11 protein-coding genes are annotated in these 13,120 nt (G+C 40.3%); 2 read left to right on the forward strand and 9 right to left on the reverse strand.

The annotated features are described in order from the left end of the window. Positions 1 to 24: 24 nt before the first annotated feature. From uraH to BTO11_RS01880, 8 genes are all read right to left on the reverse strand, one after another. Positions 25 to 366 (reverse strand): hydroxyisourate hydrolase, encoded by a 342-nt coding sequence (uraH, locus tag BTO11_RS01845; protein WP_105050979.1) that lies wholly within the window; start codon positions 364 to 366, stop codon positions 25 to 27. 63 nt (positions 367 to 429) lie between these two features. Further along, on the reverse strand, positions 430 to 933 hold the full coding sequence (gene uraD, locus BTO11_RS01850; RefSeq protein WP_105050980.1) for a 2-oxo-4-hydroxy-4-carboxy-5-ureidoimidazoline decarboxylase: 504 nt from the start codon (positions 931 to 933) through the stop codon (positions 430 to 432). A 3-nt stretch (positions 934 to 936) separates the two neighbouring features. After that, positions 937 to 1,995, reverse strand: a complete 1,059-nt coding sequence (alc, locus tag BTO11_RS01855) for an allantoicase (protein ID WP_229793359.1) — start codon at positions 1,993 to 1,995, stop codon at positions 937 to 939. An 81-nt stretch (positions 1,996 to 2,076) separates the two neighbouring features. Continuing rightward, positions 2,077 to 3,438, reverse strand: coding sequence for an allantoinase AllB (allB, locus tag BTO11_RS01860; RefSeq protein WP_105050981.1), 1,362 nt, complete (start codon positions 3,436 to 3,438; stop codon positions 2,077 to 2,079). Continuing rightward, positions 3,435 to 4,457 (reverse strand): xanthine dehydrogenase accessory protein XdhC, encoded by a 1,023-nt coding sequence (gene xdhC / locus BTO11_RS01865; protein ID WP_105050982.1) that lies wholly within the window; start codon positions 4,455 to 4,457, stop codon positions 3,435 to 3,437. The genes allB and xdhC overlap by 4 nt, the downstream gene beginning before the upstream one ends. Further along, complete coding sequence (gene xdhB / locus BTO11_RS01870; RefSeq protein ID WP_105050983.1) at positions 4,457 to 6,829, reverse strand: xanthine dehydrogenase molybdopterin binding subunit; 2,373 nt, start codon at positions 6,827 to 6,829, stop codon at positions 4,457 to 4,459. Before xdhB ends, xdhC begins: the two co-directional genes overlap by 1 nt. After that, positions 6,822 to 8,285 carry a xanthine dehydrogenase small subunit gene (gene xdhA / locus BTO11_RS01875; RefSeq protein WP_105050984.1) on the reverse strand — a complete coding sequence of 488 codons (1,464 nt, stop codon included), beginning with the start codon at positions 8,283 to 8,285 and terminating at the stop codon, positions 6,822 to 6,824. The genes xdhB and xdhA overlap by 8 nt, the downstream gene beginning before the upstream one ends. Positions 8,286 to 8,645: 360 nt before the next feature. Next, entirely contained in the window at positions 8,646 to 9,341 is a 696-nt protein-coding gene (locus BTO11_RS01880) for a hypothetical protein (protein ID WP_105050985.1), read from the reverse strand. Positions 9,342 to 9,546: 205 nt separating this feature from the next. Here BTO11_RS01880 and BTO11_RS01885 point away from each other — a divergent pair, with 205 nt between their 5' ends. Then, positions 9,547 to 10,977 carry a CotH kinase family protein gene (locus BTO11_RS01885; RefSeq protein ID WP_105050986.1) on the forward strand — a complete coding sequence of 477 codons (1,431 nt, stop codon included), beginning with the start codon at positions 9,547 to 9,549 and terminating at the stop codon, positions 10,975 to 10,977. 160 nt (positions 10,978 to 11,137) lie between these two features. Next, positions 11,138 to 12,079 carry a TIGR01777 family oxidoreductase gene (locus BTO11_RS01890; RefSeq protein WP_105050987.1) on the forward strand — a complete coding sequence of 314 codons (942 nt, stop codon included), beginning with the start codon at positions 11,138 to 11,140 and terminating at the stop codon, positions 12,077 to 12,079. A gap of 52 nt (positions 12,080 to 12,131) precedes the next feature. Here the strand turns inward: BTO11_RS01890 and BTO11_RS01895 are convergent, their stop codons facing one another. Beyond that, positions 12,132 to 13,064 carry a LysR family transcriptional regulator gene (locus tag BTO11_RS01895; protein WP_105050988.1) on the reverse strand — a complete coding sequence of 311 codons (933 nt, stop codon included), beginning with the start codon at positions 13,062 to 13,064 and terminating at the stop codon, positions 12,132 to 12,134. Between the last annotated feature and the right edge of the window lie 56 nt (positions 13,065 to 13,120).

Genomic DNA, 13,120 nt, shown 5'->3' on the forward strand with positions numbered 1-13,120 from the left:
TCAGCTAATTTACAATAAGCCGAACTAGCTGCCACGATATGTTGAATAACCATACGCGGTTAATAACAAAGGAATGTGGTAATGCGAACCGCCTGCGTCAATTTCAAATACGATATCAACATAAGGATAAAATCCTTTTTCGTTATTCGCGTTAAAGTAAACCGCAGTCGCAAAATGCATACGGTAAATACCAGCAGGTAACACCTCACCGTCGGCTAATAAATTAGGTAAACGCCCGTCTTGATTGGTGACGCCGCCATTAACTTCCTGCCAATCATTACCCTTTTGGGCAAATAAAGTGATAGGTACATTTTTAGCGGGTAAACCGCGTGTAACATCTAATATGTGGGTAGTAATTTGACTCATATCTATTCCCTGTTCTTAGTGCTTCAGTTTCGAGTTTCGAGTTTCGAGTTTCGAGTTTCGAGTTTAAGATAGCGATTTTGTGATGCGCAGTTGAAAGATTTTTCTTTGTTCTTCCGCGGCATTAACTAACTCTTGTGCTCTGTTATTTGGTAAACGCGCTTGCAGTAAATCAGACATTTGTTGTGCGCTTTTACCTGTGGCACACACAATAAAAATAAAACCGAATTTGGCTTCATAATCTGTATTACCTTGAGCAAGCAGATTCAGTACATCTTCATCTGCCTCTTTAACTAAACCTTGTTCGTTGCCAGCTAATTCTTTGGTGTTGGCGTACTTAGCTCGTAGGCTAGAGACATCACCAATTTTAGGATGACCTTCAAAGGCTTCCAGGTAATCGGCTTCTGCAAGTCCTTGCCATGCTAAGTCAGCTTGTTGCTCTAGTACTTGCTGAGACGCAAATGGACGCGCCTGCACCATAACGTTAACCCAGGTACTTGATGTACAACATTGCATAAACATGTGCGTTGCTTGCTCTGTATTCAGCGTATTTAGCTGTTCTAAATTCATATATTAAAAGCCTGTTTTACCAAAAACGCGAAGTCGAGATATACCACCATCTGGGTAAATACTTAATCTTACGTGGGTAAATGCTTGTGTATTGTCGGGAATAATCTCGCTAAGAAATAAGTGCTCACGATGGGCATACAATTTAGTTTGGATAATAACGGGCTGCCATTTGTCTTCTTGAGCACCATTAGTAAAGTCATCACTGTCGCTTACCATAGCTTCTAACTTAAAGGTGTCAGGGAAGTTACCTTTAAAATGGCACGTATCTACAATCACTTTTTCAATACTGCCTTTGCTGGCAAGTTTAACGATTGACCAATCAGGACCTGGATCACGACGGCGCTTTGTTTCCCAACCGTCGCCCATATCTTTACCGCGACCTGGCATGATCAGATTGTTTTTATCGCTGAAAAACATGTCAGAAACCAACAAGGCTTTTGCGCCATTTTTGATATACGCTAGGTCGATTAACTCGCCATCAACAAAGTCATTCCAGTTCACATCAGCTTCACCGTAAACGCGAAAACGAGCAATACCGCCATCAGGGAACATATTTAAACGTACGTGAGTCCAAGATGTATCTTCAGTTATTTCAAACATATTTTGGCTATGCGCATCCACAGATACTTCTTTTAAGATAGTGTGCCAAACCGTGCTTTTATTTGGTTGAACATCGCTCACACAAGCTTCTACTGAAACCGTTTGAGGCGCGTTACCACGGAAGTAATTGGTGTCTATATCAAAACCACGAATCACACCTTTAATGCCAAGACGGACAATACACCAGTCAAATTCACGACCATTATCACGGCCATAACTACGACGAGATTCCCAACCGTCCATCCATTTACCACGGTCGGTAAATTTACCGTCGATAAAAATACCACGACCTTCTTTCAGTAAGTTTTCCATTCCAGCAAAAAAGTCATCACTGCAGGATAAGGTTTCACCACCAACTCGAGCGCTGGCTAAATCGACGCAATGGGTTTTAAATTTGCGTTCTAATTCAAGTGGCTCACCGCTTAATTTATTTTGTTCTTGAGTGTTTATATCTGACATCATCGCTTGGTTTTCCTACCTAAAAATCTATTAATTAATATTCTGTATTTGTCATGTTCTGACGGCTTATGGTTAGTCTTTTAACTATCCTTTTAACCGGCCTTTTAGAAGAGGACGCCCTTTTGGCTCATTAATAAATTCGTCTTGTTGATAAACATGATGACCACGGACATAAGTATGCAGCACTTGCCCAGTGACTTTACGGCCAGCATAAGGAGTTATGTTATGGCGGTGTTTGATCATTTCGTTAGTAATGGTGAATTCTGCATCCGGATCAAACACTAAAAAGTCAGCATGATTGCCCACTTTAATAGCCCCTTTAACTGAATCTAAACCTGCAAACTTGGCGGTTTCTGTCGACATTAAACGCGTAATATCCACTAAGCTGAAACCACGTTCTTTTGCTTCCGTCCAAATTAATGAAATACCAAATTGTAAGGCCGAAATTCCGCCCCAAGCTTTTTCAATATCGCCGGTATCAATATGTTTTAATTCTGGCGTGCAAGGGGAGTGGTCGGAAACAATAAAGTCTAAACGACCATCCGTAATGGCTTGCCATAAATGTTCGCGATTTTTATTTTCACGAATTGGCGGACAACATTTAAATAAGGTTTTGCCATCGGGAATAGTTTCAGAGGCAATGGTTAAATAATGCGGACAGGTTTCTGCACTAAAACGTAATCCTTCTTTTTTAGCTTGTTCGATGGTATCGAGCGCTTCGTCAGACGATAAATGCACGATATGTACTTTGCAGTTATCGCCTTTTTGTTTTGACTCTCTGGCCATATCGACCATTAACGAAATCGCCTCGTTCTCCCAACTTTTTGGCCGTGACGCTAAAAAGCTATTATATTCTTTGGTGATCTCTACATGATCAAAATTGCCACAATCTAACTCAGCATGGATAAGATATGGCACATCATGTTTAGCTAATATCGGCATGGCGGCACGAATATCTTTAGCTTCCACATTTGGAAACTCGGCAATTCCAGAGTCGATTAAAAACGACTTAACACCTAATACACCGGCATTGAGTAACTCGTCTAAATCATCGATATTTTGTGGAATAACTCCGCCCCAAAAACCGCAATCAACCCATAATTTGTCGTCAACCGAGTCGAGCTTTTCCTGGAATGCTGCTTTGGTTGTGGTTACTGGAATACAATTTAATGGCATATCAACCAAGGCAGTAATGCCACCAGCGGCAGCGGCTTGCGTAGCAGTATTAAATCCTTCCCATTCAGTACGTCCAGGCTCATTAATATGCACGTGTGAGTCGACCAATCCTGGCATGATCACTTTGTCTTTATAATCTTGAACTGGACAAGATGGTGCTTGTCCATACGGATGAATTTTGAAAATCAATTGGTCTTTTACTTCAATACAAGCGGCTTTCATTTCGCCGTCAATAATGACGTTTTCACTTTGTAGGGCAAAATGTTTCATTTTACGTCTCCGTTTTCTAGCTCTTTGCTTTGTGTATTTTCTACCACTGATTGTTGTTCGCCAGTCGCATCTTGCATTGATAGGAGTTGCTTTATTTCTTGCCAAGCAACGCCTTTGCTTTTTTTATTAGTTTTATTATCAGAAACCGATAGCAGCGACTGATAAGACTCTATAATTTCGCCTGCTACGCTAATCGCAACTTCCATTGGCATTTTGCCTACGACTTGCTCTAGCCCAATTGGACAATTCATGCGTTCAACAAGAGATTGTTTTACGTCTCTGTGTTTATAACGTTGTTGGAAACGACGCCACTTGGTATCGGATGCAATTAAGCCTAAGTAGTGAAAATCTTCACGTTTTAAAATCGCTAAGCTAATTTCAAAGTCCAGTTGATGATTGTGCGTCATCACTACATTTAACGTATTACTTGGCATAGAAGCCACTTCGCTCGCGGGATCATCACTAAGTAATTTTGTTACGTTGGCATATTGTTCACAATTAACCGGAAACTGAGATTCGCGGTTATCGACCCAAGTAATATGACAAGGCAAACCTGCCAACATAGGAATTAACGCCTGCGCCACATGACCGGCACCAAATACCGCAATATGAATTTTACTGGCGGCAAAACATTCAAATAATAAACTGGCATTGCCACCACAACATTGCCCTAATTGACTGCCCAGTTGGAAGTGTTCAATTAGCTGACAATCTTTATTTTGCTGTAATAACTGTTGTGCTTTTTTTATCGCTTTATATTCAAGATGACCGCCACCGATAGTGTCAAAGCTCTGGTTTTGACTAACCACCATTTTTGTTCCACTGTCTCTTGGCGTTGAACCACTCACGCCAATAATAGTAATTAATACAAACGCTTTACCCTGGCGGTTTAAATTAAAACTAGCTTGATCCCACTTTAATTTATGCCCTGAGCTTTCAGTAAATAAATGGGTGTTATTCGAATTTGAGCCAGAATCAAAATCATCATCAAAGTCAGTTATATTATTCCCTCTAATCATCAGCCTTTACCATCTGCTTTTAACGCTTCAACAGCCCAAAGCACACGTTCTGGTGTTGCTGGCGTATCAAGCGCAGGACTTACTTTATAGTCCGCGACACTAGCAATCGCATCTTTTAACGCAGACCATACTGACATGCCCAACATAAATGGAGGTTCACCGACCGCTTTTGAATTATAAATAGTGTGTTCACGGTTTGGCGCATCTGGTAATAAAGCAACACGGAAATCTTCCGGCGCATCATTAATCGCAGGTATTTTGTAAGTTGCCGGATTATTAGAAAGTAAACGACCTTGTTCATTCCACACAAGTTCTTCGGTGGTTAACCATCCCATGCCTTGTACAAAGGCACCTTCAATTTGTCCGATATCAATAGCCGGATTAATTGAGTGACCCACATCTTGTAAAATGTCGGTCCGTAAGGTTTTGTATTCACCCGTTAATGTGTCAATTATAACTTCAGATACTGACGCTCCCGTTGCGTAATAGAAAAACGGACGTCCTTTACCCGTTGCACGGTCAAAATGTATTTTAGGGGTTTTATAAAAGCCAGTAGACGATAACGAGACTCTTGCCATATAAGCCATTTGGGCAAATTCAGCGAAACTAAACATGTGCTCACCAACCAACACCTGGCTGTTGGCAAAACTAACCTGCTCTGCCGTTACTTGATATGTTTCACAAGCAAAATCAATTAAACGCTGTTTGATAATTTTTGCTGCCGCTTCCGCCGCTTTACCGTTTAAGTCGGTGCCAGAAGATGCTGCAGTTGGTGATGAATTAGGGACTTTGTCGGTACGAGCCGACGAACTAGCTACCGTGTCTACATCTACCTGAAATTCTTCCGCCACTATTTGCGCGACTTTGGTATTTAAGCCTTGGCCCATTTCTGTGCCGCCATGACTTAAATGAATAGTGCCGTCGGTATAAACATGAACCAAAGCACCAGCCTGATTTAAATGCTGAGCGGTAAATGAAATACCAAACTTAACAGGAGTTAACGCTATGCCTTTTTTCAGTATGCTGCTTTCTTGATTAAATTTTGTGATCGCTTTACGACGTGCTTGATAGTCAGAACTTTCCTCTAGCGTACTAATGATCTCAGCTAAGTTATTATGCTCAACGGTTTGATGATAATGCGTTTCATCACGACCTTGCTCACCATATAAATTCACTTTTCTGATATCGAGCGGGTCTTTGCCTAAATGGCGTGCAATGGCATCCATCACCATCTCTATCGTCATCATGCCTTGTGGCCCACCAAAACCTCGGTAAGCGGTATGGGAAACGGTATTTAACTTACAACGATTGCCCGTTACTTTAGCCTGATCTAAAAAGTAAGCATTATCAGAATGGAACATAGCTCGGTCGACGATAGCGTCTGATAAATCTGGTGAATAACCACAGTTACCATTTACTTCAATATTAATGCCTTTGATTTGACCTTTGTCATCAAACCCAACGGTGTAGTTGTTTTCAAAAGGATGACGTTTGCCAGTCATTACCATGTCGTCCATTCGTCCTAGTTTGAATTTAACTGGACGTTTGGTTTCGTTGGCTAATAATGCCGCGATACATGCCCAAGGCGCAGCTTGAGTTTCTTTACCACCAAAACCTCCGCCCATGCGGCGCATATCAACTAACACTTTGTTTAATGGAATATCTAACACTTCAGCAACAAGCTTTTGTACTTCGCTTGGATGTTGTGACGAAGTGAAAATATTCATGCCGCCATCTTCCGTTGGCTCAGCTGTAGACACTTGGCCCTCAAGATACATGTGCTCTTGACCACCAACCATAATCTCACCAGATAACTGATGTGGCGCTTTGGCAATAGCCGAGTCTGAATCGCCGCGTTTCATGGTTGCAGGTGGGCGAACAAAGTTTTGTTTCGCTAATGCATCTTTCACTGTTAATACAGATTCAAGTTCTTGGTATTCGATTTTTGCTAGTGTTACAGCTTTACGTGCAAGGTCGTAACTTGTTGCGGCTACAGCAAAAATAGGTTGGCCAATGTATTCAACTTTGCCAATGGCTAATACAGGATCGCCAGGGAAAACAGGACCAATATCGGTATGTCCAGGTACGTCGTCCACAGTGATAACTTTTATCACACCTTCGGCAGCTTTAACGGCAGATAAATCCATAGAAATAATATTGGCGTGAGCTTGGGTAGATTGACCTACCGCAGCATGCAATTCGCCACGTAATGATGGACGGTCGTCCACATATATTGCTTCACCAGCGACTTGCTTGTCGGCACTTTCATGTTTTTTGGAACGTCCGACACCGCCCAAACCAACATTTGCTTGGCCTTGCTTTAATTCTGTTTGGCTTGGTGAAGATGAGCTTACCTTGATCAGACTACGCATAATTCATTACTCGAGTTTCTATAGTTTTGTTTTGTAGCTCTAAATAGCATTTTTCAATTAAGTTTTGAGCGACTGTCATACGATATTTATCTGATGCTCTTACATCCGACATTGGCTGAAAATCAGTTGCCAGCGCCAATTTAGCTTCAGCTACCGACTCCTTGTTTAAACTTTTACCTTGTAATGCTTGCTCTGTCGCCGACGCTCGTTTTGGAATGCCAGCCATGCCACCAAAAGCTAGACGAACATTGGTAATTTTACCGCCACCGTCTTGCTCAATAAAAAATGCCGCTAATACGGCCGAAATATCATCATCAATACGCTTAGATATTTTATACAACTTTAACGTTTGCCCTGTGACAGGTTTTGGAATTTGAATCGACTTAATAAATTCTGACGGCTTAAGCACCGTTTTTTTGTAATCGACAAAGTAATCTTCGACTAGGATAGTGCGTTCTTCACCATTTAAATGAAGTGTCATGCTTGCACCTAACGCGATTAACGCTGGAGGCATATCACCAATAGGCGATGCGTTGCCAACATTGCCGCCTAAGGTGCCAGTATTACGTACTTGTTTAGAACCAATACGTTCAATCATATCGCCTAGCTCAGGATAATAATGATGCAAGGTGTCGATGAATTTACTGTAAGGCAAAGCCGAGCCGATAATAATTTCAGCCTCAGTTTCTGTCATGTTGGTTAATTCTTTAACATTACCCACATAAACTAATTTATCTATGGTGGCTAAGTTTTGTGTTACTGAAAGCGCTAAGTCTGTTCCACCAGCGACTAACGTTGAATTAGGTTCACTTGTTAATTCATAAGCCAATTCAGCGATATTTTTTGGCGAAATAAAATCATGGTTATTGCCTGATAAAGCGGGCTTAGGTAATTTTTGTAGTTCGATAAGCTTACAGAGTGTTTGCTGATAATGTTGCGCAAACGAATCTTGCTCTGTGCTTTTATTTGCTGTGATAGCCGCTTCTATAATTGAGCGATACCCAGTACAACGACATAAGTTACCAGCCAATGCTTCCAATACGTCACTGCGACTTGGTGTCTGATTATGTTTATGTAGAGCAAACGACGACATTACAAAGCCAGGAGTACAAAAACCACATTGTGAACCGTGATTATCAACAATAGTTTGCTGAGCGTGATGCAACTTAGCGCCGTCTTTTAAGTCTTCAACTGTGATCAATTGTTTACCATGCAAGCTACCAACAAAGGTTATGCATGAGTTAATAGATTTGTAATTAAGTTGGTCTGGCTTGTTCTCGTCTAGCTCAGCCAATACAACAGTACACGCGCCGCAATCACCTGAAGCACAACCTTCTTTGGTACCCGACTTAAACTGTATTTCACGTAGGTATTGTAAAACCGTCAAATTAGGATCGATGTTTTCAATTACCACATCGTCGTTATTCAATAAAAAACGAACTTTGCTGGTTTTCATAATGTGTTCCGTAGTTGTGTACTGGTGAAATCGAGACGTACAATTTCTGATTGGTTAATATATTAAAAAATAAAAGCTGACACAAGTGTCAGCTTAGCAGAATTTCATACAATTAATACACAGAAGAACATCTTTCATCTATCGATGTTAACTATCTGCAAATATAGGTCGAAAATGCCGATAAAGGGAATGTATTGCAGAAGAATAGAAAAAGGTTTGGATAAAACACAGCCAGCTATTAATTTTTCTGGCTGTTTAGAATGGCGGCTATGCTGCTTATGCCGTGTTACTTGTTGCCGTGTTATATAAAAGCACGGCAATAAAATCACTGGAATACAAAAGCTCTAAAATAGAAACGCTTTAGAGTTTGGATATCGCAACATACTTACTTACCGAGGTATTGGTAATTTGATCAAGACTCAGTTTCTCTATTACGCTCAACGTTTTCACTATCTCATTTAATGTTGATTGTTCATCCGCTGACATTGTTGAAAATTCCGGTGAACCTACAACTTCCATTAATGTTTTATTATTTTCACTAACGGTTTGTTTAAAATCAGATTTTGTTTTTGCACTAGCCACATCATTAATAATTGTTCTTGCACTGCCCAGAGCACTTTGCAACTCGTCTATACCGACAGAACCAAAGGTGTCAGTTTCATCTCTAACACTTAAACTTTGCTCTAAGTCATCAATATAACTTATCAAAGTTTGAGTCATCATCTCAGAAACTGCATCTGCATCAGCCTCGCTAGCAGTGTCGTCTTCACCTTTAAGCATTGAATATTCAGTACTGGTTATTAGTCCATACTCATGCAACCTCACAACTAAGGTTTTAATATCTGCGCTAGTAAGAGAATCGCCCCTGAAAAATTCATTATCAATCGCATTAAATTTTTGTGCTCGAGTTGATAACGAAATATCGTCATCGCTACTCGCCGCTGCAGCTTGTTCGGTAGTAGTTGATGCAGCATCAGAATCAACACTTTCTGTTGAAGTAACACCCGAGTAGGTTTGGCTAAGAGGAGTTGAGGTTGTGTTTATAGTATTGAGCATAATCGTGTTCGGCTAAATTGTTAATTTAAGTACGTTTACTTAAGCAAGAAGCAGTCCTATTTTTGCACTAAGATCCTTTTTTCTTACACTTTTTTTGCATTATTGCCAATTACTCTCAGGTCATAAATACCAAAATAGCTATCTCTGAGGCAAGTATCCCTCAAGCATAACTTTCAGATATAGCTTTCAACAATAGGATCCTCATATGTTTAATTTAGTTTGGAATAAACAATTGCTTTTACTGGGCGCTTTCAGCTCAGTTTTATTTATTACCGGATGCGATACCGATGATAGTGATAGTGATAGTGATACGACTGAAACCTATACGGAAGAATTCACTGATGCCGACTTCACAGCCACGGACTGGACAGAAGCAACTCACAGTAAGGACGCTGATCCTGACTTCACAGAGGTGTTTGATAACACACAAGTGAAACGTTTCGACTTTGTTATCAGCGAAGAACGCTGGCAAGCTATGTTAGACAATATGACCGATATTTACGGTACATTTGGCCAATCTTCAGGTGGTCCAGGTTTGAGCGACACAGATGAAGATCCAATCTTTATGCCTGCCGACGTTTATTACGAAGACACCCAGTGGTACAGAGTGGGTATTCGTTTTAAAGGAAACTCTTCTCTACAAACGAGCTGGCAAGCTGGAATACTTAAATTGTCTTTTAAAATGGACTTTGACGAATTTGAAGATGACTACCCGCAAATAGACAACCAACGTTTTTATGGCTTTAAGAAATTCAGCTTAAAAAACAACTACGACGATGACTCTCAGCTACGTGAAAAAGTAGCATCCGATGTATTTAAAAATGCAGGCATGGCTGTATCTAACACTGCATTTTACACTGTATATGTTGACCACGGTGATGGCCCTGAATACTTTGGCCTTTATACCTTAGTTGAAGAAATTGATGACACAGTTATTGATACTCAATTCAGTAGTGACGACGGTAATTTATATAAACCAGAAGATGATGGTGCAACCTTTATTGACGGCAGCTTCAATGAAGATGACTTTGAAAAGAAAACAAACGAGGACGAAGAAGATTGGTCCGACATAATTGCTTTATTTGACGCCCTACACGATGACACGAGAACAAGCAGCCCTGAAACATGGAGAAGCAACTTAGAAACCGTGTTCAATGTAGACGGTTTTCTTAAATATTTAGCGATTAATGGCGCGATTCAAAACTGGGATACTTATGGTGTAATGCCGCATAACTTCTACCTTTATAACGACCCTGACACATCTAAGTTGACTTGGATCCCTTGGGATAATAATGAAGCATTACAAGATGGCAAGCAGGGCGGTGCACTCAACCTTAACTTCTCAGACCTGAATGACAATAGCTGGCCTCTTATCGCTAAAATCTATGCCGACGAAGAGTACAAAGCGATTTACGACGCTTATCTGTTAGATGTTATTAACGACGCATTTGAGATAAGTAAAATGCAAGCAATATACGATACTTACTCGGCATTAATAGAACCTTATGCAACGTCTGAATTATCTGGTTATTCATTCTTGAACAGTAGTACTGACTTTTATGAAGCGGTTACTGAACTCAATGAGCATGTTGAAGATAGAACTGATGCAGTCACCAATTATCTGGATGAACAATAACATGTAAACCACTGTGTTTTGATTAACCGACTTTATTAACCACTTTGTTAATTCTAAAATGCCATTCATTAATTGAATGGCATTTTTTTGATCTTTTATCGGCTTAAGACTGTATTACAAACTATAACCTTGTTAAAACAGCTTATCTAAAAGGTCACTTATGAATATTCTTGTCACTGGCGGTACCGGCTTTATTGGTAGACCTTTATGCTCATTCTTGCAAAATGCAGGGCATAAACTTGTTATTCAAACCAGATCTGCTCAATCGACTAATATCGCCTCTGCTAAAACGAGCATCAAATCGACTGCCGACAACAGTAATATCAAAAGAATTTATCAATTGAGTCAGCTCAATAGTAACGACAAATTTGATGTTGTTATAAATCTGACTGGTGAACCTATAGCTGATAAAAGATGGTCAAAAAAACAAAAGCAGGAAATATTACGTAGCCGAATAGATAAAACTGAAGAGCTTATCCAGTTCTTCCAACAAGCAAATAACAAACCTGCCGTATTCATTAGCGGATCAGCTATTGGCTATTACGGAATAGCGCCGTCAAATAACGAGATTAATGACGATGCTACAGACAAAGAAAAAGGCGACGATAGTTTTTCCAGTCAACTATGCCAAAAGTGGGAGTTAAGCGCACGACAAGCCGAAAAGCTAGGTATTAGAACTTGCTTATTGCGCACTGGAATTGTTTTAGGGATAAACGGTGGTGCGCTGAAAAAAATGTTACCGCCTTTTAAATTAGGACTCGGTGGAAAAATAGGTTCTGGCACTCAATGGATGCCTTGGATACATATTGATGACATGATTGGTTTAATTGATTTATGCATCAATAACAAGGATATAAGCGGCGCAATTAATTGCACTGCACCTAATCCAGTAACCAATTTAACCTTCACAAAAACATTAGCTGCAGCCATAAATCGCCCTGCTATTTTCCCTATGCCTGCCTTTGTTATAAAACTATTAATGGGGCAAATGGGGGAAGAATTATTATTAAATGGTAAAAAAGTGGTTCCTAAAAAAGCGTTAGATTTTGGTTATCAATTTAAATATCAGCAATTAGACATTGCACTTAAAGACATTGTTTAATGTTCAGTGCTTATCTCTGAGCTAATAAGTAAAATAAGATAAGTCTCTTCTATCAAAGGTGCTTTTCATCAATAAAACCTTGGTCTGCCAGCTGTTGTAAAATAACCGCACATTTTTCCTTTAACATATCTCTTAATAACCGAATAGCCGGGGTAATCGATTGTCTACTTGGGCAAACCAACCAAAGCTCGCTGGTCCTTGGTTGGTATTCAGGCATAACACTGACTATTCTTTTCGCAAGTAAATCGTCGGCAACATCCAAACAGGATTTCACTGCAAAGCCATGACCTGCCACACACCAACGTCTGACTAAATCACCGTCGTTGGATGCGCGATTCCCAGACATTCTAATTTTGTATTCTTGGTCGTTTGAGGAAAAGGTCCAAACGTCATTGATCACGTCATGCAATTGATAAAACAAACCATTATGACCGGCTAACTCTTGGGGATGAGTTGGCGTACCATTTTGCGCTAAGTATTCCTTGGTCGCAGATAAAATCCCAGGCACGTTACAAATTTTAAAACCATACAAATTCGTCTCCGATGGTGAGCCATAACGCAAAGCCACATCTACCGCATCTCGATAAAAATCAATATTACTGTCGCTGACATTAAGCTTTAACCCAACCTTTGGGTGCTCTTGCACAAATTCATCAAGCCAAGGTGCCACTAAGTTACGTCCCAAGTCAGACGACAACGCAATCCTCAGCTCACCTTCCACGCTACCTTGCTCATCCTGCATATTTTGTTTTGCTTGAGTTAAGGTTAACAATGCTTGTTCACACTGGGGAATATACCTTTCTCCGGCGCTAGACAAGCGTAACTGGCGTGTAGTACGAATAAACAATTGCATGCCTAAAGCGGCCTCAACTCGTTTTATTGCAGCACTTGCGGTGGCCATTCTCATATCCAAACTGGCGGCAGCTGCGGTGATACTTCTAAATTCAGCCACTTTTACGATGACCTGCAAATCTTCTAATAACATAAATCTCCTAACAGCATAAATTTCTAACAACATGATTGTCAAAAATCCTTTGATAA

The sequence above is a fragment of the Psychrosphaera saromensis genome (assembly GCF_002954545.1).
Lineage (GTDB): Bacteria > Pseudomonadota > Gammaproteobacteria > Enterobacterales > Alteromonadaceae > Psychrosphaera > Psychrosphaera saromensis.